This is a genomic window from Streptomyces sp. NBRC 110028 (genome assembly GCF_001417735.1).
Lineage (GTDB): Bacteria > Actinomycetota > Actinomycetes > Streptomycetales > Streptomycetaceae > Streptomyces.
The window spans coordinates 166,487-188,947 of sequence record NZ_BBUZ01000033.1; the positions used below are offsets into that span (position 1 = coordinate 166,487).

Annotated in this window: 14 protein-coding genes and 4 pseudogenes; 6 read left to right on the top strand and 12 right to left on the bottom strand. The window is 69.4% G+C overall.

Translation table 11 applies throughout. The annotated features are described in order from the left end of the window. Positions 1-108 precede the first annotated feature (108 nt). On the top strand, positions 109-1,419 hold the full coding sequence (locus ASC60_RS26220; protein WP_055555089.1) for an FAD-binding oxidoreductase: 1,311 nt from the start codon (positions 109-111) through the stop codon (positions 1,417-1,419). Positions 1,420-2,255: 836 nt separating this feature from the next. Further along, entirely contained in the window at positions 2,256-2,510 is a 255-nt protein-coding gene (locus ASC60_RS26225; protein WP_159043321.1) for a hypothetical protein, read from the top strand. A gap of 81 nt (positions 2,511-2,591) precedes the next feature. Here ASC60_RS26225 and ASC60_RS26230 read toward each other — a convergent pair whose 3' ends face one another. Beyond that, positions 2,592-3,032 carry an Lrp/AsnC family transcriptional regulator gene (locus ASC60_RS26230; protein ID WP_055555194.1) on the bottom strand — a complete coding sequence of 147 codons (441 nt, stop codon included), beginning with the start codon at positions 3,030-3,032 and terminating at the stop codon, positions 2,592-2,594. A gap of 67 nt (positions 3,033-3,099) precedes the next feature. Between ASC60_RS26230 and ASC60_RS26235 the strand changes: the two genes are divergently transcribed. The 3 genes and pseudogenes from ASC60_RS26235 to ASC60_RS43265 all read left to right on the top strand — a co-directional run. Next, complete coding sequence (locus ASC60_RS26235) at positions 3,100-6,681, top strand: indolepyruvate ferredoxin oxidoreductase family protein (protein ID WP_234357136.1); 3,582 nt, start codon at positions 3,100-3,102, stop codon at positions 6,679-6,681. 138 nt (positions 6,682-6,819) lie between these two features. Then, positions 6,820-7,023, top strand: a pseudogene (locus tag ASC60_RS43260) (acyl-CoA dehydrogenase family protein); the annotation flags it as partial. Positions 7,024-7,143: 120 nt separating this feature from the next. After that, positions 7,144-7,485: pseudogene (locus ASC60_RS43265) on the top strand (transposase); the annotation flags it as partial. Positions 7,486-7,617: 132 nt separating this feature from the next. Here the strand turns inward: ASC60_RS43265 and speB are convergent. Then, positions 7,618-8,604, bottom strand: a complete 987-nt coding sequence (gene speB / locus ASC60_RS26245) for an agmatinase (protein ID WP_055555095.1) — start codon at positions 8,602-8,604, stop codon at positions 7,618-7,620. Positions 8,605-8,763: 159 nt separating this feature from the next. Continuing rightward, a pseudogene (locus ASC60_RS26250) lies at positions 8,764-9,953 on the bottom strand (IS110 family transposase). 239 nt (positions 9,954-10,192) lie between these two features. Here ASC60_RS26250 and ASC60_RS26255 point away from each other — a divergent pair. Continuing rightward, on the top strand, positions 10,193-11,245 hold the full coding sequence (locus ASC60_RS26255) for a serine hydrolase (RefSeq protein ID WP_055555097.1): 1,053 nt from the start codon (positions 10,193-10,195) through the stop codon (positions 11,243-11,245). A 125-nt stretch (positions 11,246-11,370) separates the two neighbouring features. Here ASC60_RS26255 and ASC60_RS43270 read toward each other — a convergent pair. From ASC60_RS43270 to ASC60_RS26300, 9 genes and pseudogenes are all read right to left on the bottom strand, one after another. Then, positions 11,371-11,682, bottom strand: a pseudogene (locus tag ASC60_RS43270) (aldehyde dehydrogenase family protein); the annotation flags it as partial. Positions 11,683-11,702: 20 nt separating this feature from the next. Continuing rightward, entirely contained in the window at positions 11,703-11,888 is a 186-nt protein-coding gene (locus tag ASC60_RS26265) for an aldehyde dehydrogenase family protein (RefSeq protein ID WP_055555101.1), read from the bottom strand. A gap of 22 nt (positions 11,889-11,910) precedes the next feature. After that, the gene (locus ASC60_RS26270; RefSeq protein WP_055555103.1) at positions 11,911-13,470 is read right to left on the bottom strand and encodes a GMC family oxidoreductase; all 1,560 of its coding nucleotides are present in this window, start codon (positions 13,468-13,470) and stop codon (positions 11,911-11,913) included. Between the two features lie 2 nt (positions 13,471-13,472). Further along, positions 13,473-14,609 (bottom strand): o-succinylbenzoate synthase, encoded by a 1,137-nt coding sequence (menC, locus tag ASC60_RS26275; RefSeq protein WP_055555105.1) that lies wholly within the window; start codon positions 14,607-14,609, stop codon positions 13,473-13,475. 1 nt (position 14,610) lies between these two features. Next, the gene (locus ASC60_RS26280; RefSeq protein ID WP_159043322.1) at positions 14,611-15,447 is read right to left on the bottom strand and encodes a hypothetical protein; all 837 of its coding nucleotides are present in this window, start codon (positions 15,445-15,447) and stop codon (positions 14,611-14,613) included. After that, on the bottom strand, positions 15,444-18,767 hold the full coding sequence (locus ASC60_RS26285) for a serine hydrolase (protein ID WP_055555109.1): 3,324 nt from the start codon (positions 18,765-18,767) through the stop codon (positions 15,444-15,446). The genes ASC60_RS26280 and ASC60_RS26285 overlap by 4 nt, the downstream gene beginning before the upstream one ends. Then, the gene (locus ASC60_RS26290) at positions 18,764-19,606 is read right to left on the bottom strand and encodes an ABC transporter ATP-binding protein (protein WP_055555111.1); all 843 of its coding nucleotides are present in this window, start codon (positions 19,604-19,606) and stop codon (positions 18,764-18,766) included. Before ASC60_RS26290 ends, ASC60_RS26285 begins: the two co-directional genes overlap by 4 nt. Next, positions 19,603-21,429, bottom strand: coding sequence for a dipeptide/oligopeptide/nickel ABC transporter permease/ATP-binding protein (locus ASC60_RS26295; RefSeq protein ID WP_079038635.1), 1,827 nt, complete (start codon positions 21,427-21,429; stop codon positions 19,603-19,605). Before ASC60_RS26295 ends, ASC60_RS26290 begins: the two co-directional genes overlap by 4 nt. A gap of 2 nt (positions 21,430-21,431) precedes the next feature. Then, complete coding sequence (locus ASC60_RS26300) at positions 21,432-22,460, bottom strand: ABC transporter permease (RefSeq protein ID WP_234357137.1); 1,029 nt, start codon at positions 22,458-22,460, stop codon at positions 21,432-21,434. Position 22,461 lies beyond the last annotated feature (1 nt).

Sequence of the window (22,461 nt, forward strand, 5' to 3'; positions counted from 1 at the left end):
GCCGGACATGGCCTCTTACTCGCGTACGGTGCGGACAACGGCGGCGCGGCGACCCGCCGCGCCGCCGCAGGAACCGTCTGGTCCGGCGATATGAAGGTGAGTTGAAACGTGGCTGAGAGCACAGACGTAGTCGTCGTCGGGGCCGGGGTCATCGGATCCTCCATCGCTCTCGAACTGGCGCGGAGCGGCCTGCGGGTGGTCGTCGTCGACAAGTTCGGCGGCGCAGGCAACGGCTCCACCAGCGCCTCGAGCGCCGTGGTCCGCTTCACCTATCCCACGATCGCGGGCGTCAATGCCGCGTGGGAGTCCCTTCACTGCTGGGAAACATGGCGCGACCACCTCCAAGCACCCGCCGGTGAACCCCTCGCAGGGTTCAACCGCTGCGGCGTCACCATGCTGGACGTGGACTTCGCACCCCGCAGCCTGTTCACGCGCCACTTCGACAAGGTCGGTGTCCCGTACGAGGAATGGGATGCACAGGAGCTGTCCGAGCGCTTGCCCGCCGTGGACACCGGCCGGTATTTCCCGCCCTGCCCTGTGGATGACGATGAGTTCTTCGCCGACGCATCCGCTCGGCTCGGTGCTCTCCACACACCCGACGGAGGCTTTGTCGACGACCCGCAACTCGCCGCGCGCAACCTTGCTGCCGCCGCCGAGCGGCACGGAGCCACCTTCCGCTGGAAGACCGAGGTCACCGCGGTGATGCGCCGCAGGGGACGCGTGCGCGGTGTGCGCCTCAAGGAGGGAACCGAACTGTCCGCCGCGGTGGTCGTCAACTCGGCCGGCCCATGGTCGGGACAGCTGAACCGGCTCGCCGGAGTAGGCGGCGACTTCACGGTCGGCCTGCGGCCGCTTCGCCAGGAGGTGCACCATGCAGCGGCCCCCGCCGGCTACCACGAAGCCCGCGGCGACCGTCAGGCACCGGTGCTGCTCGATATGGACCTCGGCACATATATACGGCCCGAGGGCAGGGAGTTCCTGCTCGTCGGCGGCACGGAACCCGAGTGCGACCCGCTGGAATGGCTCGATGATCCGGACGACGGGAGCCCCCTCCCGACCGTGCCGCAGTTCAGAACGCAGGTGACGCGGGCGGCTCGCCGGCTGCCCGGTCTGCGCGTTCCCAACAAACCCAAAGGGGTGGCAGGCGTGTACGACGTGACCGACGACTGGACCCCCGTTTACGACCGAACCGAACTTGCCGGCTTCTACGTAGCCATCGGCACCAGCGGCAATCAGTTCAAGAACGCCCCTCTGGTAGGCCGCCTCATGACCACCCTGATCCAAGGTGTCGAAGGCGGGCACGACCACGACCGCAGTGCGCTCACGCACACCTGCGAACACACCGGCCAGACCATCGACCTCGGTGCTTTCTCACGCCGACGTCGGCCAGCCGCATCCACGGGCACAGTCCTTGGCTGACGCCGGGCCGCGACCAGCCGGGGCCGACATGCGCACTTCCTGACACACCTGGTCAACGGGGCAACCGCCATGTTCTTCCGCTGCACCGTCTGCGGCGCCCATCTCGAGTGGGAAGACGCTGGAATGGGCCGCTTCCGCGACGCGGCCGAGGCGGTCACACAGGTGCGGGCCCTGTTCTGAATGCCGCCCGACGCGTCCCTCGACGCTGCCTTCTCGCACCAGACTGCCGAAGCCCCCTGAACAGAGGCGGGAGATGCGCCATGACGTGATGACATACCCACACCGCCGCTGTGACGGCGGTCGGGCCTGACGGCACGCTCCCTCGCGGATCCGGCCAACGGGCCGTGGCCAGGGCGGCGGACGAGCGGCGGGAGCGCTTGTGCCCACCTCTCGCCTTCGGTCCGTTGCCGACCGCAGGACACCCCCGGTCCGCCCAGCGGGCAGGGACGGACAAGTAGCACGCCCCAGCAGGCTGCGCTGGGCGGCGCGACCGGTGGCGGTCGCCGCTCGCTCACCCAGCCGCGACGACGGCCAGGCATCCGCTGTCGCCGGACGCGGGCCATACGGACGCCGTCCGTGGATGAGAAAAACCACGCCGATACCCAGGTACCGATGTCGGACAGCCAGCGGATCGACGCTGTCTGCGGGCCCTCACCCGTACGCCTCCTACCAGCGGCCCACTCGCAGCTGAACTCCGGTCGCCGATCACTGCACGTCATCGGCGGCCAGGCCATTCTCGTTCGACCCGGCCCAGGGACGGGCGCTCGTGGTTCCCGACCTGCCAGGCCATGTACGACACGCTCGTCCTGCGTCGGCCTGACGGGAAGCTGGTTCCGATGCCCGCCAGTAAGTGGGCGTACGACAAGGCCCGCACAGCCTTGACCGTCGACCTGAGCAAGGGCGTCACTTTCAGCGACGGCGCCGCATTCGACGCCGCCGCGACCAAGACGAACCTCGACCACATCCGCACCGGCTCCGGCCCGCAGGGCGACACCCTCCCCGACGTCACTGGACGGCGGCCACGACTGCGATCGGTACCCACGGGTGTGGTCAGGCGGACCCACAGCGGTCCGCTGCCGCCTCTGGCGTGACTCGGTCGGGTACTCCGCGCCGCGATCAAATTCACCACGCGGCGGGAGCGCCAGCCCTGCGGCTCACGGTCCCTCCTGCGATCAGGTGCTCCGCGTCCAGGAACCGAGAACCATGAGGGTTTTGGTCCCGGTTACCTGACCGGCGCGACGCAGGCTGTCGATGACCTGTTGGAGATGCTCGATGTCGCGGACGCGGACGTGCACCAGGGCGTCCGGATCGCCGGCGATGGTGAAGACGGCTTGGACCTCGGGGACCTTGTAGGCGGTGCGGACGATCTCCCCAACCGGTGTGGTTCCGGTGTAGGACAGCTCCACGAAGGCCTCGATGCCCCAGCCGAGCTTGGTGTGGTCGACCTGCACGGTGAAGCCGGTGATCACGCCACTCTCCCGGAGCCGGTCCACACGGCGTTTGACCGCGGCAACCGACAGTCCCACGTCGATCGCCATGTCCGAGAAGGTGCGCCGCCCGTCTTCGTGGAGCATGCGCAGCAACTGGCGGTCGACGTCGTCGATCTCTGTCATCAGTACCTCCATCACACTCAGCGGGTGACAATAAAATGCATCTACAAGCAGTATCTGATCAAATTCTTTGCTTCTTGCCCGCAATTTCTCACAAGTTACTTGTGTCGCACGGTGGGATGTTGTTGTCCTTGGCGCCCGGACCCGTGATCTCGAGGAGGCGCGCATGAGCACCGATCCTGCCGCGGTATCGCTTGACGACAAGTACACGGCCCGCAGCGGCCGGGTACTGATCTCAGGCATCCAGGCCCTGGTGCGACTGACCCTCGAACAGCGCCGTCTCGACGAAGCACGCGGCCTGAACACCCGTGCTTTCGTGACCGGCTACCAGGGCTCACCGCTGGGCGGGGTCGATATGGAGATGGACAGGGCGCGCCGCTTCCTCGACCCCGGCGGCGTGGTGTTCCGGCCAGGTCTGAACGAAGAGCTGGCCGCGACGGCGGTGGCCGGGACACAGGTACTCGGGCAGGTCCCCGGACGCCGTCACGACGGGGTCACCGGGTTCTGGTACGGCAAGAACCCCGGGCTGGACCGGGCAGCCGACGCGATCCGGCACTCCACCGTGGCCGGCACCGCGGCGCTCGGCGGAGCGGTGGCCTGGATCGGCGACGACCCCGGCAGCAAGTCTTCGACGGTGCCCAGTTCGTGCGAGCCGATGTGCCAGAGCCTGGCCATGCCCCTGCTCACACCCGGCAATGTGGCGGAGATCATCGAGCTCGGGCTGCATGCCGTGGCTCTGTCTCGCGCCACCGGCCTGTGGACCGGCTTGAAGATCGTCGCGGACATCGCGGACGCCACCGCGGTCGTCGACCTCGATGCGCTGCGGCCGGACGTCCCCGCACCCCCCCGCAGCCCCCGTGGGGCTCCCCCAACCCTCGTCGGTCCCGCCTCGCTGGACGCCGAGCATGACATGCTCACCCGCCGTCTGGATCTGGCACGTGACTACGCCCGTCAGACGAATCTGAACCACATCGTCTTCAGCGCCCGGCAAGCGACCTTGGGCGTGGTGGCCTCCGGCACCTCCTACGCCGTGGTGCAACGTGCCCTCGCCGACCTCGGTATCGACGAGTCCGCCCTGGAGGATCTGGGCGTCCGTCTGATCCGCCTGGCGATGCCGTTCCCCCTGTCGGCAGAGGAACTGGTGGCCATGACCGGCGACCTCGACCAGGTTCTCGTCGTCGAGGACAAGGTGCCTTTCATCGAAGGCCACCTCAAGGAAGCCCTCTACGGCACGACCGGCGCGCCCACCGTGGTGGGCCGTCGCGGTGAGAACGGCCGCCCGCTGCTGACCGCCCGCGGCACACTGGGCGCCGAAGACGTGGCCAAGGCGCTGGCCACGCGGATCGGGCCCGACCGCCTGCCGCACACCGCTTCCGTTCAGCTGACCGCCATGAAGCCGCCAGTCCCGGCCCGTATCGCGGTGCCGACCCTTTCAGCGCGCACGCCGTACTTCTGCTCGGGATGTCCGCACAGCGCCTCCACCCGTACCGACGACGACACCCTCGTCGGAGTGGGCATCGGCTGCCACGTCATGATCGCGTTGGATGGCGCGGGGCGCGGCAACCAGGTCGGGCTGACCCAAATGGGAGGGGAGGGTGCCCAGTGGATCGGCCTCGCTCCCTTCACCGAGGACCGGCACTTCGTGCAGAACCTCGGTGACGGTACCTTCCACCACTCCGGGTCGCTCGCCATTCGCGCGGCGATAGCCGCGGGCGTCACGATGACCTACAAGCTGCTCTACAACGACGCCGTCGCCATGACTGGGGGCCAGCGCCCCGAAGGGCGCCTGGACGTGCCGACCCTGACCCGCTGGCTCGCCCTCGAGGGCGTACGGAAGGTCGTCGTGACCACCGCCGAGCCGGCCGACTACCGTGGTATACGCCTTGATCCGATCGCCACCGTGCGACACCGCGACGACCTGCCCGAAGCCGAGAAGGAACTGGCCGCCGTCGAGGGCGTGACCGTGCTCATCCATGACGACCGGTGCGCCGCGGAGGAACGCAGGCTGCGCAAGCGCGGCAAACTCCCCACCCCCGCCGAGAAGGTGGTCATCAACCAGCGGGTCTGCGAGGGCTGCGGTGACTGCGGCGACGTGTCCACATGTCTGTCGGTGCAGCCCGTCGCCACCGAGTTCGGCCGCAAGACCCAGATCCACCAGGCCTCCTGCAACTCGGACTTCAGCTGCCTGAAGGGCGACTGTCCCTCCTTCCTCCTCGTGGAGCCGAAGGACAAGCGGCCCTCCCGCCCCCTTCCCGAACTGCCCGTGGAACTGACCACGCCCGGCTCCGCCCTGTCCGGGAACAGCACCCTGCTGCGCATGCCCGGCATCGGCGGCACCGGCGTCGTGACCGTGTCACAGATCCTGCAGATGGCAGCCCATCTCGACGGCCGCTACGCCGCCGGACTGGAGCAGACCGGACTCGCGCAGAAGGGCGGTCCCGTCGTCAGCGACGTGCGGATCTCCTCAGACCCTGTGACCGGAGCCCTGCGGGCCTCCCACGCGACCGCGGACGTGATCATCGGCTTCGACCTGCTCGGGGCAGCCGCCGACTCCAACATGCGGGTGGCCCGCCCCGGTCACACCATTGCCGTCATCAACACCGCCATCGTGCCCACCGCCGCGATGGTCACCAACCGGGTCGTCATGCCCGGCTCCCCGGACGACGCACTGGAGCGGATCGAATCGGTAACCCGCTCCAAGGAGAACCTGTACCTCGATGCCCAGGGCCTGGCCGAATCCCTGTTCGGCGACCACATGCCGACCAACATGTTGCTCATCGGCGCCGCCTATCAGCACGGCTGCGTTCCCCTGACGGACCAGTCCATCGAAGCCGCAATCCGCCTCAACGGCGCTGCCATGGACAAGAACCTCGCCGCCTTCCGCTGGGGGCGGGCAGCGGCCCTGGACCCCGAGGCCGTACGGCGTGCCATCGCCACGCCCGCCCGGGAGGTTCTCGACATCACGCCCGAGGCACGGACCATCGCGGACGCCGCCGCGCGATCCGGGAGCCTGCGAGACGTCATAGCACTGCGCAGCGCGGACTTGATCGCCTACCAGAACAAGGCGTATGCGCGGCAATATGCCGACGAGGTGCGGCAGGTGGCCACCGTGGCCGGACAGCGGGCCGGCGACGAGACCGGCGAGCGCATCGCGATCGCCTACGCCCAGGGACTCCACAAACTCATGGCATACAAGGACGAGTACGAGGTGGCCCGGCTGCATCTGGACGCCGTGGAGCAGGCCAAGATCGAGGACGAGTTCGGTGCCGGCGCCGCCGTCTCCGTCATGCTGCACCCGCCGATACTCCGCGCCCTGGGCATGAAGCGCAAGATCCGCCTCCGGCGCACCGCGCCCGCCACCTTCCGGACGCTCTACGCCCTGCGAGGACTGCGCGGAACCTGGATGGACCTCTTCGGATACGCGGAGGTCCGCCGCCTGGAGCGCACGCTGATCGCGGAGTACTCGCGCCTGGTCCAAGACGCTCTCGCGCACCTGACACCGGACAACGCCGCCAAGGTCGAGGACCTGGTACGGCTCACCGACGCCATCCGCGGCTACGAGGGCATCAAGCTGGCGGCCATCGCCGACTTTCGCGAGAAGGCACGCGAGGCCCTTGCCGGGCTGGACGAACCGACCGCGGTGTCCGCCTGAGCCCTTCGCTCCCTTTCACCGCCCACAGCCAGGAGCTTTCCGTCATGCCTGTCGACCGTCTGCTGCCCACGCGGGAGGCCGAGGACCTGCTCGACCTCGTCCGCGACATCGCCGACAAGGAACTCGCACCCCGTGTCGATGAAACACGAGCGCACCGAAACCCACCCCGAGGGCCTGTTCGGGCTTCTGGGCCAGGCCGGGCTGCTCGGCCTGCCCTACCCGGAGGAGTTCGGCGGCGGTAACCAGCCTTACGAGGTCTACCTCCAGGTCCTTGAGGAGTTGGCAGCACACTGGGCCGCCGTCGCCGTAGCCGCCAGCGTTCATAGCCTCGCCGCCTTCCCGCTCCTGAGCGCCGGCACCTCCGCCCAGTGCCAGCGCTGGGCGGAAGACATCCTCAGCGGCTCCCTCATCGGCGGCTACAGCCTCTCCGAACCACAGGCCGGCTCCGATGCTGCGGCCCTGACCTGCCGTCACCACGCCGTCATCGAGCAGGTCATCGCCGACAGCAAGGCATCCGCCCTGGCCCACCTGCCCTCGGGACACTTCCACGCCAACGCGGCCTGGCTGGTCCTGTGGGCGACGGCCTACAACCTGCTGCGAGCCGCAGGCGCCCTGACCTCGGCCTTCCACGCCAAGGCCACCACCGCCACCTTGCGCACCCACCTCGTCCGTGTCCCCGCCAGGATCGCCCGCTCCGCCCGGCGCGTGACCCTGCACCTGCCCCAGCGATGGCCGTGGCAGCACGCCTGGACACAGCCGTTCGAAACCATCCACGCGCCACCCGATGCCGCCCGACGTCACTGACCATCCCGCCCCGTCAGGGCCCGACCGGAGCAGAACCGTGGAAAAGCTGGGCAGACCAGCAAATACCCCCTGCCCGCGTCCGGCCCCAGCCCCAACCCCCGCCCCTCGCGCAGGCGAGGGAGTTACGCGGCGTCAGCCGGCCCAGGGGGTTGCCGGCCGCGCCATCATGGCGAGCAGGTCGAACGTGAGCCCGGCCGCGGCGAGCGCGGTGATCTGCGCGTGGTCGTACGCCGGAGCGATCTCGACGACATCGGCGCCGATCACGTCGAGGTCGGCCAGGCCGAAGAGGATCATCTGCAGCTCACGGGTCGTGAGACCGCCAGGCTCAGGTGTTCCCGTGCCTGGGGCGTTGGCCGGGTCGAGCACGTCGATGTCGATGCTGACGTACACCGGACGGTCGCCGACGCGCGACCGGACGCGGTCGACGACATCGTCGATCCCGCGGCGTGCGATCTCGAGCGTCGTGATCGTCGCGAAGCCGAGCTCCTTGTCGTTGATGAAGTCCCGCGCTGACGGCATGGTGCCGCGGATACCGAGATGGGCCGAGTGGTGGACGTCGAGCAGTCCCTCCTCGACCGCGCGACGGAAGGGCGTGCCGTGCACCACGCGAGCACCGAAGATGTTGTCCCACGTGTCGAGGTGAGCGTCGAAGTGCACGAGCGCGACCGGGCCGTGCTGGGCGTGGGCCGCCCGCAGCATCGGGAGCGCGATCGTGTGGTCGCCGCCGAGTGTGACGATGCGATCGGCGCTCGCGTAGAGCCCTCGGGCCGCCTGCTCTATCTGGCCGATCGCCTCGCCGATGTCGAACGGCGTCACTCCGACGTCGCCCGCGTCCGCCACTTGCAGCGTCTCCCACGGCTCGACCTCAAGCCCGATGTGGAAGGGGCGCAGCAGCTTCGAGCCGGCCCGCACGGCCTCAGGGCCGAACCGCGCACCGGGGCGGTACGTCGTGCCGGAGTCGAATGGCACGCCGAATACCGCGACGTCGGCCCGGCCGACCTCGTCGAGCCGGGGCAGCCTCGCGAAGGTCGAGGCGCCCGCGTATCGCGGCATCGCCAGGAGCGCGTCGGGTGGCCCGATGATCGTGCGGGTCTCAGTCGCGGACTGGTCCTCGGCCATCGTGATTCCTCCTGGTGAGTGAGCGGGGCACGACCGAGCGTAGGGAGGAGGACGGCCCTGGGAGATTGGGCTACTGACCGAGAACCCCCATCTCCTGTCGGTCGTTCGCACCATGCGGCGCGCAACCCACTGCTGGACAATCGCCTCCTAATGATGTTGTCAAGCTGCGGAAGTGACGCGGAGGTTGCTTTGGTAGCACTGTCCGTCACGGATGAGAGCCCACAGGACGTTCACGCGTCGACGGGCCAGAGCAAGCACAGCCTGGGTGTGCCGTTTGCCTTCGGAGCGTTTGCGTTCGTAGAAGCGGCGCGAATCGTCGCAGCTGCGGATGCTGATGAGTGCGGAGGTGTAGAAGACGCGTTGCATGCCGCGGTGATAGCGCCGAGGTCGGTGCAGGTTGCCGCTGACGTTGCCCGAGTCCCGCGGGAGCGGAGAGACTCCAGCGAGGCTGGCGAGGCGGTCGGCGGTGCCGTAGCGGCTCATGTCGCCAGCGGTGGCCGCGAGGAATTCGGCGCCCAGGAGCGGGCCGATACCGGGCATGCCGGCGATCACGTCGGCGAGCCCGTGGTCGCGAAACCGGGCCGCAATGAGCTTGTCGATCTCGGCGATCTGCTCGTTGAGGCTCATCACCTCCTTGGCCAGGGTGTGGATCACCTGTGCGGTGATCTTCTCCCCGGGGACGGCAGTGTGCTGTCGCCCGGCTGCTTCAAGGACGGCCTCGGCCAGGGCTTCTGGGCTGCAGATCTTGCCGTTGCGCAGCCAGGTCTCCAGGCGACTGCGGCCGGTGCGTCGCAGGGCGGCTGGGGTCTGGTAGCCGGTCAGCAGGATCAGCGGGCCGACGTTGCCCAGATCGAGCGCCCGCTCCAAGGCCGGCAAGATATCGGTGAGTTGGCCGCGCAGGCGGTTGACCCGGCGGGTGCGGTCGGCGTTCAGGCCGGTCCGGCGGCTGGTGAGGGCCCGCAGCTCGATGGCGTGCTCGTCGTCCGGCAGCAGGACCGTCAGGTCCCGGCGCATTCGGGCCTGGTCGGCGATGACGGTGGCGTCTTTGGCATCGGTCTTGCCCATGCCCCGGTAGCCGGCCGAGGCCCGGTTGACGGCCAGGCCGGGTATGCAGACGAGGTGCTGGCCGTGATTGAGCAGCACGTTGATCCACAGCGCGGCCATGCCGTCAGCGACGTCGACCGCCCAGGCCACGTCCTGGCCGAGGGCCAGCACATCGGCGAGCAGGGCCAGCAGCTCCGGCTCGTCGTTCGGCACACGCCGCGACAGCAGCCGTTCACCCTGCGCGGTCAGCACCACGCAGGGTGATGGGTCTTGCCCATGTCCGTACCCGCCCAGATCTGGGCCACCAGGTCCTCCGGCCGTTCGATGACGCTCTGTCTCCCCGGACGACCTCGCCGGCGTGGTCCTACTCAGCGATCCACCCGAAGGCGTTCGCAACTCCTCATCAGCGGCCGAGTCGTCGTGAGACACCGGGCGGCCAGGTGACCGGAACCATCGAGGGCAACCGCATGAAAGCCATACCCGGCGTCTCCGGGCCTCTGGACCTTACGACGGCCCGTCCAACCCACGAACAAAGAAGGACCGCATGACGACTCTGCCCAGGGAGCTGTCCCCCACCGTCGCAGCGGTGTTCGCTGCAGTTGACGCCGAGCGGCAGCGTCTCGGCGTTCCCGGCGCTGTCGTTGCGGTCCGGTCGCCGGACGGCGAGCCGTGGTCGGTCGCCCTCGGGGTCCGTGACATCGCGACCGACGAGCCGCTTGCAGTCGACGCCGTACTGCGCGTGGGCAGTGTGACCAAGACGATCGTCGCCACCGTGGTCCTGCGCCTGACCGAGAGGGGCGAGCTCGGCCTCGACGACGACGTCCTGGCCCACCTGCCGCACGTGCGCGTGCCGAGTGGGGTCACGGTACGTCGCCTGCTCGACATGACCGCTGGGCTGCCGGACTACACGACCGAGGAGTTCATGGAGATCTCGCACACGACGCCGGACCGGGTGTGGGGCCCTCAGGAGCTGCTGGACCTCGCGTTCCGCGAACCACACCGCTTCGCGCCGGGCAGCTCCTGGGACTACTGCAATGCCGGCTACATCCTGCTCGGGATGCTGGCCGAGCACGTGACCGGCGATCTCGTCGAGGACCTCGCGCGGAAACTCGTGCTCGACCCGCTGGGTCTGCACAACACCTCACTGCCCCCGCGCTCCGCCGCCGGGACCTCGCTTCCCGACGCCACGGTGCGCGGCTACCACCGTGTCGGTGCCGAGCTCGTCGACACGACCGACGTCAACCCGTCGTGGGCGTGGACGGCCGGCAACGCCATCTCTACAGCCGACGACCTTGTGGTGCTGGTCGAGGCGCTCGTGCGAGGGGACCTTCTCGCGGAGAAGACCCAGCGGGCACGCCTGGCCGGCGTCCCCGTGCCTGGTACGGACTGGTCCTACGGCCTGGGCATTGCCGACTTCGGCGGCATCTGGGGCCACAACGGTGAGCTACCAGGCTTCCAGACCTTCGCGGGACACGAGCCGGGCACGGGAAGGACCATCGTCGTCCTCGCCAACGTGGACAAGTCGACCGACGAGGTGAATCCGGCCGACACGCTCGCGGCGCTCGTGCGTCGGCACCTCGCGCCCGGCACTGCCTGAGAACGTAGGTCAGTCGGTCGCGGCCAGCAGCACCGAGACGGGCCGGGTCGCGGCGTCAAACGAGGCGTCCGCGCCGGCGGCCCCGACGCCGCTGAGCCCCACGGTTCGTAGGTTGCGTTGACGCCGCCCTGCTGCCACGCATTGATCCACACGAGCGCCGCCCGAATGTCCCCAGCGCGCTGCTGGTGCACGGGGTCGTGGGTGCAGACCGTCGCGGCAAGCCCGAAGCCCGCGCCGTTCACGAGCTCGATGGCCTCGTCGAAGGAGTCGACCACGACGACGGGTGCGACGGGCCCGAACGTCTCCTCACGCATCAGGCGCATGTCGGCCATCACGCCGGTCAGGACTGTGGCGGGGTAGCCGAACCCGGGACCGTCCGGGACCACCCCGCCGCACAGCGCCGTCGCGCCGAGCTCCACGGCCTCGGCGACCCGCACGAGGAGCGCAAGGCGCTCGGTCAGGTCGAGAGCGGCCAACCGTGCTGGGCCGTCACCGAGGAGCGCACTGCGGCGTCGACGTCCTCGGCGGAGCCGACCGGGATGCGGGCGACGACCTCCTCGGTCGACGGGTCGACGATCAGGCGGGTCCCGGAATCGGTCGATGCGACGGCGACTCCGTCGATCAGGTGGTGTAGACGCCTCACGTCAGCTCCTCGTCTCGCAGGTTCAGGTCGTCAGGCGCGCGGCCAGCAGCTCGCCGACCAGGACGCTCGCCAGATGAGTGTTGGCGCGGGGGACGAATGGGAAGACCGACGCGTCGGCGACCCGCAGACCTTCGACGCCAAGCACCCGCCCCTCAGGATCGACGACGGTCGTCGCAGCGGTGGGATCGCCCATGCGACAGGTGCTGGTCGCGTGCTGGGTGTCGACCGCGGTCGCACGCAGGTAGTCCCGCAGTCTCTCCTCAGGACCGTCGAGCACAGCCCGCAACTGGGCGTTCGCCGCCCATACGTCCGACGCGGCGATAGCACCGAAAGCTGGGTGCTCGACGAGCTCGGCGAGCTGCCGGATCCCCGCTGCCAGCCGGTCGACGTCGAGCTCGACGTCGAGCATGTTGAACGACAGCTGGGGTTGAGTGCGGGGGTCCACGCCCCGCAGGCGCAGAGTGCCGCGTGAGTACGTGCGGTTGACGAAAACCCCGACCGCGCCGGCACCCGCCCGCGGCTCGGCCGAGGCCATCGCGAGGGCGTTCTGGTTGAGGGCGACCAACATCATGTCGTTCGTGTCCGGAGTCATCCGGCTGGAATACCTGACGCAGCAGTTCGTGTGGCGGTCCCAGGGTCTCGCCGTCGCCGCCACCGTGAGCGGGATGCCGATCAGCGCCATGGGATGGTCCTGCATCCCCTCGCCGACGGGCAGGTCCGCGTGCACCGCGATGCGCTGTTCAGCCAAATGCCGGGCAGGGCCGATGCCGGAGCGCAGCAGGATCGAGGGCGTCGCGGTGGCGCCCGCGCTGAGGACGACGAGGTCCGCGCGCAGCACCTCGCCGTCCGCGAGACGGACCCCGACGGCGCGTCCCGCCTCCAACTCGACGCGGTCGACGAGCGCCCCGCCCCGGATCGTGAGAAACGGATTGTCGCGGAGCGGCTCGAGGTAGGCATCGTGGCAGGAGACCCGCCGGCCCTCGACGGAGTTGACGGGATACGGCGAGACGCCGGTCGCGCCCGGCGCGTTGACATCGGGCGTCCACGGCTGGCCCGCGGCGAGCGCCGCGTCGCGCAGCGCGAGGTCGACCGAGCCCCATGCCTCCTCGGGGTACCGATGCACCGGGATCGGGCCGTCGGCGCCGTGGAACGGGTCGTCGCCGTGCTCCTGGTCCGACTCGAGGTCGGCGAGGAACGGGAGCACGTCGTCGGCCGACCAGCCGGTGCAGCCGTCGGCCGCCCAGTCGTCGAAGTCCTCCAGAGGCGGGCGGATCGCGATCTGCCCGTTGATGACCGAGCTGCCGCCCAGTCCCTTGCCACGCCAGTAGAGCGAGGGTTCCTGTGTCGCTGTCCGCGAGGCGAGATGGTCCTCCCACAGCAGCGGCGCACTCCCGGGATCCAGGATCGCGGCCAGGGGGTTGGGCGAGCGCCACGACTCAGGTAGCTCGGAGGCCGGGTAGTCACGTCCGGCCTCCAGCAGCAGGACGCGGCGACCTGACCGGACGAGCCCCGCCGCGAGCGCCGACCCGGCCGATCCGGCACCGACAACTATGACCTCGGGAACGGGGGGCTCGGGACGCATGCTCAGCCCCGCCCTGCCGTGACGTCGACTGCGTCGACCGTCAGCTCTGCGAGCGCGTCGGCGAGGGGCTCAACGCCGAAGCCCGTCCCGTCCGGCACTGCGACGACGCCGTCCTTCATGACGATCGGTTCGGTCACGTCCTGGGCGTAGAACCGGCCCGAGCCCGAGATGTCACCGGGCAGCGTGAACCCGGGCAGTCCGGCCAGGGCGATGTTGGCGGCGCGCCCGATGCCGGTCTCCAGCATGCCGCCGCACCAGACGGCGATCCCGTGCGCCTGGGCGAGGTCGTGGATGCGGCGTGCCGCGAGGTAGCCTCCGACCCGGCCGGGCTTGATGTTGATGACGCTCGCAGCGCCCCACATGATCGCGTCGGCGGCGGCCTGGACCGAAACGATCGACTCGTCGAGGCAGATCGGGGTCGCGATCTGCTGCGCCAGCACGGCGTGCTGACGTAGGTCGTCCTCGGCCAGGGGCTGCTCGATCAGGAGCAGGTCGAACGGGTCCAGCCGGCGCAGGAGCGGTGCGTCCGAGAGCTGGTAGGCCGTGTTCGCGTCGACCTGTAGCGGCACGTCCCCGAACCTCTCGCGCACGGCACGGACCGGCTCGATGTCCCACCCGGGCTGGATTTTGAGCTTGATGCGGGCGTATCCCTCGTCGAGGAAGCCGCCGACCTGGGCGAGCAGATCGGGGATCGACGACTCGATCCCAACGCTCACGCCGGACGGCACGACGTCGCGCGTGACCCCGAGGTAGTCGGCGAAGGCCCGGTCGTCCAGGCGCAGGCCGGCGTCGAGGACCGCCATCTCGAGCGCGCCTTTGGCCATGCGGTGACCCACCACGTGCGCCGTCGTGGTCGCCACGACCTCCGGTGTGACGGTGTGACCCGCGGCCTGCCAGTCCAGCAGCGACGGGACCAGGAATCGTCGCAGCATCTCGCGGGCGCCGTCGAGATACTCCGGCGAGTACGACGGATCGGCCAGGGCGACGCACTCGCCCCAGCCCGTCACGGTGCGGCCGTCCCGCGTCGCCGTGACCCGGACGAGGAGCGGACGTCGCTCTGTCTGTGTCGAGAACGACGTCGTGAACGGATGGACCAGCGGCATCCGGACCGTGATCAGCTCGACGCGATCGATGTGCATTTCAAAGGCTCCTCGTCAGGGTGTAGTGACCACGGCGGTCGAAGTCGGTGACGACCCAGCCGTCGGCGAGCAGCCCGCCGAGGGCCTGCCCCAGGCTGACTCGCCAGCCGACCGCCAGGTCGGGATCGGTGCGCCGGACCTGCTCGATATCGCTCGGGATGTCGACGCGACAGGTACGCAGGGCACGGGCGCGGTCGAGGTCGAGGACGGGTCGTCCGTGCTCGGACCACAGGACGGCGGCAGGCGGCTCGATGTCGTTGCCGATGGGTCGGCGCGGCCCGGCCGGACGCTCGAGGTCCCGCACCACGAGCACTCGATCGCTGCGCTGGCCACTGTTCAGTCCGTCGCCCATGACGCCATAGAAGTCGGGCAGGTAGGTGTCGACCGTGCAGCCGAGCTTGTGCAGGTTGAAGTACGCGTTGCGGGCGACGAGCGGGTCGTAGGTCCACGTAATGCGGGTGACGCCGCGCTCGAGGCACCAAGCACGTTGGTGGCTCTTGAGCGCATGTCCCCACCCGGTGCCGACCGCGTCGGGACGGACCCCCGCGAGATGGGAGTGGAGGGCCCGCTCGAGTGGTGGGTGGAAGAATCCGACGCAGACGGCCATGAGCTCGTCGCCACGGAACCCGCCCGCGACGTAGTTGCCGGCGTGCGCGAGCGCGGTCAGCAGCTCGGGGTTGACGTGCGACTGCGTGACGTCGACCTGCCAGACGCTAGCCACGAGCTCGGTCGCGGCGACCATGTCGGAGGGCAGGTGCAGCATCCGCAGCTCCGCCCCTGCCTGCTCTACCTCGATCAGTCCCGTCTCAATCGGCACTCCTTGGGTCTCGCTCGTCACGACCGCACCTCTCGCAAGAATCGGGAGCCGAGGTAGAGGCCGCCGGGAACCGGCCGCACCTGCTCCCACCCGGCCATCTCGTCGTTCGTGAACGCGTAGACCCCTGGGACGGTCGACGGGTACAGCTCGGTCTCCTGGACGTCGTCGGGCGAGGTGCCGCCGGCGTAGCCCTTGCGTTCGCGCAGGGTGAGGCGCAGCCCGTCCTCGTGCGGGGCGATGTCGGCCACGAACCCGGCCGACTCCCACGATCCGCTCAGTGGCTCAGGCGACCGCGAGCGGTCCGCGGACACCACCGCGTGCAGTGCGCCCCCGTCGAGCGTGCGGGCGGCGTCCTCGAAGAGCTCGCGATAGAGGCCGTCGGGGTGGCCACCGGTCGTCAGCAGCGCCACAGCCAGGCTTGTCCCCGGGAAGATTCGCAGATACGAGCGCTGACCGATCGTGCCGCCGTCGTGCCCGTAGACACGGCTGCCCTGCCAGTCCTGCAGGAACCATCCGAGGCCCCAACCGGACGTCGACACCATGCTGGTGCGTAGGTCGACGTGCTCTGTGATCATGAGGCGGGCGCTCTCAGCCGACAGGACGCGGGTGCCGTTGGGGGCGAGACCCTCGCGAAGCGCGGTTTCGGCGAAGGTCAGCAGGTCCCCGATACTTGCCGCGATCAGTCCCGCCGGCCCCATCGAGCGCGGCAGTACCCACCTGCTCGCCGGCACGGCGGCGGCGCCGAGCCCCGAGTGTCCGGTCGCCGTCGCGAACCGCGGAGCGTCTTCGGGCAATGTGAATGTGTGGCGCAGTCCGAGCGGTTCGACCAGGTGGGTCCTCACGGCCTCGTCCCACGTCGTGCTGCGCAGTACTTCGATGATGCGCCCCGCGACGACGAAGGCTGAGTTGCAGTAGGAGAACCGCTCCCCGCGTGGGTGCAGCCGGTCGGTGCGGGCCAACAGGTCGACGTACGCCTCGACGCAATCGTCGCCGCGACCGGTGTCGGTGAACAGGTCGCCATCGAAGCCGCTGGTGTGGTGCAGGAGTTCGCGGACCGTGACGTCGGGAGCGTCGTCGCGGAGCCGGAAGTCAGGGAGGACGCTGCGCACCGTGGCGTCGAGGTCGAGCAGACCCTCTTCGACGAGCTGGAGCACGAGCATCGTCGTCCAGACCTTGCTGATCGACCCGATCTGGAACACGCTTTCGTCCGTCACGGGGACACCTGTCGAGACGTCGAGCACGCCGGACGACAGGGCGAGTCGGTTGAGCACGCTCCCGTCGTCGGTCAGCTCTACGATGCCGAGCTGGGCGCCCACGACGCCGTACCGCTCCCGCAGGAGGTCGAGCCGATGCTGCCACGCGGCGGCGTCGCGGGCAGCCGGTGATGTTGCCGCGGGTCGCGGCACCGTGTCCACCGCTGGGCGCGTGTACCGCTCAACCCATTCGATCAGTCGCCGCTGGTAGTCGAGCCGGTGCTCGACCGATCCCGCGACGACAAACAGGTGCCCGCCGCCCGGGTATACGACGAGCCGGCTCGGGACGGCCTGGATCCGTAGGGCCGAGAACCACTCCTGGGCCTGCGTGCTCGGGCACGTCTCGTCGTGCTCGCCGTGCAGCACGAGGGTCGGGGTCGTGACCTGGTCAACGCGAGCGATCGGCGAGCGCTCGGCAAGGCGCCCGACATCGGTCGGCTCAAGACCCGCGGTGGCCGCCGAGAAGAACCCCTCGGGCTCGAGCCGCTGACCGGCGAGAGCTGCGAAGTCGCACAAGAGGCCCCCGGCGACGGCCGCGGCGAAGCGGTCGGTGTGCGCCGTGAGCGCGCACGTGGAGAGCCCGCCGTAGCTGTAGCCCGTGACCGCCAGCCGGTCCGGGTCCGCGAGGCCTTCAGCGACGAGCGTGTCGACGGGCTCGAGGAAGTCCGGCAGGTCGACCCGCGCCCATCCGCCGTGGACTGCCGTCAGGAAGTCCTCGCCATAGCCGTCCGAGCCGCGGGGGTTGAGCGTCAGGACGCGCCAGCCTCGGTGCGCCAGGACCTGGTGGTAGAGGTGCACTTCGTCGGCGACCCCGCTCCACGCATTGTGCGGACCGCCGTGGACGTCGAGCAGCAGGGGCGCCGCGCCCGACGTGCCGGGCGACGACAGGAGCCAGCCGTGCACGACGGTGCCGTCGCTGATCGTGAAGGATCGCGGCTCGGGGCGCAGCAGTTCGACGTCCGGGAGGGCGTCACGCATCAGCGTCGTGAGCTCGCGATGCTCGCCCGTCCCCAGGTCCACGAGGGCGACCTCCGCGAATGAGTCCTGGGTTGCGACGACGACGGCGGCGCGCGCGCTCGCGGCTGCGACGGACAGCGCCGAGACGACTCGGTGGTCCTCGGCGACGATCGGCGCAGGCGCGCCTCCGGCCAGGTCGACCCCGTAGAGGTGCGTCCACCCTCGGTTGCGCGCGCAGAACAGGACCTGCGCGCCATCGTGCGTCAGCGTGGGACGCCCCCCGGGGTAGCCGACGGCGCCTGGCATGACGTTGAGGTCGAGCTCCGCGGTCAGGTCCTCGTCCGGCCTGCCGTCCAAGTACAGGCGCAGCAGACGGGTGTGGCCGATCGCCATGGTGCGATGGCCGACCGCGATGACCGATCCGCCGTCGGGCGTCCACAGGAGTGGCCCGGTGACGCCCGTCGCCGAACCGACGCGCCGGGCTGGCGCCAAGAGGTCGTCGACGTCGATGACGTGCACGGCACGCTCCCGCTCGACGTCGGCGCGCGGCGAGGTGCCCGCGGCGAAGGCGAGCAGGGTGCCATCCGGGGACCAGGCGGGTTCCCCCGCGTCGGCGTCGCCGTCGGTGACCTGACGCGTGCTGCCGTCGGCGAGGTCCAGCACGATGACCTGGTATCGCACACTGCCGAGCCACCCCACGCCGTCGGTCTTCTGGTCAAGCGTGTCGATCACGATCGGCGCCTGCGGGTCGCCCGCGCCGCGCTCCACCGGGGCGAGGAAGGCGACGCGACGGCTGGAGGCGTCGACGACCGGCCGCCCCGCACCGAGCGGCAGCGTCGTGAGCTGCACGGGTTCGCCGGTTGGCGGCAGCAGGTGCAGCTGCGGCACGCCGTCGACACGCCGCAGGAACAGCAGCCCGGCCGGGCCGAACTCAGCGCCGCTGTCGTCGGGACCACTGGTCAGGCGACGTTCGCCACCGTGCTCGTCGACCTCCCACAGCGAGGTCACGGTGCGGCCGTCGACGACCTGGCGACGGGTCAGCACGACGGCTGAGCCGTCGGGGCGGATCGCCGTCTCGGTCACGGTGACGACCCGGTGGAGGTCGTCGAGGCGGGCGGCGCGCGGCGTCATGAGGCGGCTCCTCGGTACAGGGACGGGGTGTCGACGAGCGAGCCGGCGAACCGGGGCACGGCACGGATCAGTTCACAGGTGTACGGGTGCTCGGGGGCGTCGATGACTCGCGTCGTCGGGCCGGTCTCGACGACCCGACCGTCCTTCATGACGGCCACCTCGTCGCAGAGCTGGCGCACGACCGCGAGGTTGTGGCTGATGAAGAGCACGGTGAGGTCGAGCTCCTGTTGCACCTTGCGGAGCAGGTTGAGCACGGTGCCTTGCACCGAGACGTCGAGGGCGGAGGTGATCTCGTCGGCCAGCAGGACCCGGGGCGACGCGGCGAGCGCCCGCGCGATCGCGACGCGTTGCCGCTGCCCGCCCGAGAGCTGCGAGGGCAGGTCGTTGGCGCGGGCCGGGTCGAGCTCGACGGTTTCCAGCAACCTGACGACCTCCGCGCGACGCCCAGCGCGACCTCGTACGGTGCGCTCACGCCCTTGCTGATCTCGCTGTGCGAACCCGCGCACCTCGAGAGCCTCCTCGACGGACGCACCCACCGTCATGCGCGGGTCGAGCGAGGAGCTCGCGTCCTGGAAGATCATCTGCACGTCGCGCCGCGCGGCGGCGACACGGCCCCGGGCGCGCACGACGTCGGTGCCGCCGACCAGGATGCGACCCGCGTACGGCTCGTGGAGACCCACGACGGCCCGCGCCAGAGTCGACTTGCCGGACCCGGACTCGCCGACCAGGCCGACGGTCCGGCCGCTTGCGACGGTCAGGCTGACGTCGCGCACGGCGTCGTGGGCAGACGACCCGCTGCCGTAGCGGACATGGACGTTCTCAAGGACCAGGTCGGTCACGATCGGCTCCTCACGGGCTCGGTCGGGAACTCCACGTCCTCGGCGATCGTCGCGAACTCCGTGCCGGGCTCGGCCTCGAGGTGCGGGACGGCCTCCACGAGGGCGCGGGTGTAGGGGTGCTGGGCGCGACCTGCGGCGAGTTCCTCGGCACTGAGGTCCTCGACTATCGCGCCCCGGTACATCACGAGGACGCGCGTGCAGAACGACGAGACCAGTGCGATGTCGTGCGACACCAACAGCAACGCCGTGCCGTTGACCTCGTTGATCTCGGAGAGCAGGCTCATGACCTCGCGCTGCACCGTGACGTCCAGCGCGGTCGTGGGCTCGTCGGCGATCAGCAGCGCGGGCTTGCTCATCAGGCCCATCGCCATCATCGTGCGCTGCCGCATGCCGCCGGAGAACTCATGCGGGTAGCGGCGCGCGCGCCGCGCCGCGTCGGGGATCCGTACGGCGTTGAGACGGTCGATCGCCCGGTCGTGCGCGTCCTTGCGGCGGAGCCCCCCGTGCAGCAGACCGACCTCAGCAACCTGCGTGCCGACGTGCACGGCCGGGTTGAGCGACGTCGACGGGTCCTGGAACACGAACGCCATGCGCGTGCCCAGGTGCTGCGCCAGGCTGGTGGACGTCCGGTCCGAGACCCGGCCGTCGACTGCGAGCTCGGTTCCGTCGAAATGCACCGACGACGCCGTGACCATCAGGGGCGCCTCGAGCAGCGCCGCGACGGCCATACACGTCAGCGACTTGCCGGAGCCCGATTCTCCGACGACACCGACGATCTCTCCTCGGCCCACGTCGAAGCTCACGCCGCGGACCGGCGTGGCCCAGGTGGTGCCACGAGGCGTGCTGACCCGCAGGTCTCGCACCCGCAGGACGGGGTCATCGGTGACGTGCAGCGGCACGACGGCGTCGGTCGGTGAAGCAGGATGGCGCCGCAGCCGGCGCGCGGGCGGGTGCAGGCCGAACGCCCGTGAAAGGTTTTCGCCCAGGAGGGCGAATGTGACGCCCGCGAAGACGATCGCGGCGGCCAGCCCGAGCGAGGGGGCTGCGTTGACATAGATGCCGTCAAGGCTCTCGTTGAGCATCCGCCCCCAGTCGTAACGCGGCGCCTGCACTCCGAGGCCGAGGAACGACAGACCCGTCGCGGCGACCAGCGCCGTGCCCGCACTGATGCTCGCATTGACGATGAGTGGGTCACGCACGTTCGGCAGCACGTGGCGCGTCAGGATCCGGAATCGTCCGACCCCGAGAATCCGGGCCGCGGCGACGAAGTCACGTCCCGCGACCGAAGAGCCCAGTGTCTGCGTCAGGCGCGCATAGGCCGGCGCCATCGCCAGGCCGATCGCCACGGTCACGCTGACCGCGCCGACCCCCAGGACGATCGACACCACGATCGCGAGGAGCAGTGCCGGGAAGGCCAGCGTCACCCCGAGGACGCCGTTGACCGTCCGGGCCATCCAACGCGGGGCGACGGTCGGCAGAAGACCCAGGGCGACGCCGACCGATACTCCGATGAGTGTTGCGAGGATCGCTGTCACAACCGAAAGTTGGGTCGCACTCAGGAGCTGTGCGAGAACGTCGTGACCGCCGGCGTCGGTTCCGAGCAGATGCTCCGCACTGGGCTTGGCCGAGAGCTGGGTCAGGTCGGCAACCGCGGCTGTGCCGCCCCAGATCATAGGGCCGAAGATCGCGAAGAACGCGAGCGCTACGAGGGCCAGCGACGTAACGATCCCCAGGGGCGATCGGAGAGCCACGAACACGGTGTGCCGCGAGGCCGGCGAGCCGGCAACGTCACTGGTGGAGGGGGGCATAGAGGTTGTCGCCATTCTCAGGTGTCCTTGAGTGCTGAGCGAGGGTCCAGGCAGACCAGGGCGATGTCGATGATGAGGTTGGCAACGAGCACGATCAGGCCGTACACGATGACGATTCCCTGTGCGAGCGGGAAGTCCTTGCTTCTCACGGCATCCACGATCGTCAGCCCGAGACCCGGCCACGAAAAGATGGTCTCAATCAGCACAGTGCCCGCCACCAAGGAGGCGAGAACGATGCCTGCGATCGTCAGCGAGGAGGTCATGAGGTTCGGCAGCGCGTGACGAAAGTAGAGGCGACGCCGTGGCATCCGCTTCGAACGAGCGGTACGCATGTAATCCTGTTGGAATACCGTCAATGCCTCGACTCGGACGATTCTGGAGACCGCAGCCGCGGTCCCGATCGACAACGCCGATACCGGTAGTACGTACGAGTTCGGTCCCGCGCGTCCCGTAACGGGAAATACGTGGCCCTGAACCGCGAAGAGATACACGAGTGCGACGCCGATGAGAAATTCGGGGATGACGGCGAGCAGTCCGCTCATCGTGGTGTACGCCACGTCGATGAATTGCCGTCGGCCACCCCTGGTGAACGCGGCAGCGAGGATCCCGAGCGGCACAGAAACCAGCAGCACGACCGCCAAGGACAAGAACGTGAGTTCCAGAGTTGCCGGCAAGCGTTGTTCGATAACCGTCGTGACTGGCAAGTGCAGCGAGAACGAATCTCCGAGATCCCAGGTAAGCAGACCCTTCCAGAAGTCCAAGTACTGCATCCACAGGGGATCGTTCAGGCCCAAGCTCTCACGTTGCCTCTCGACGACCGCCGCAGTCGCATTGATTCCAAGCGCATTTCGGACTGGATCTCCAGGGATCAACCGGATCATCAAGAAGGCAACCGTCGCCAGGGCAACCACCGAATAGGCGAGCCGTGCGAGCCGTCGCAGGATGAAGGCGCCCAGTTGCCTTTCCCCAGCTCGGCCGACTCTCGATGTTGTTGCCTGAGACGCGAAGTCGTCCGTCGGCAGCGTGCGAATCGGATCAGTAGTCACG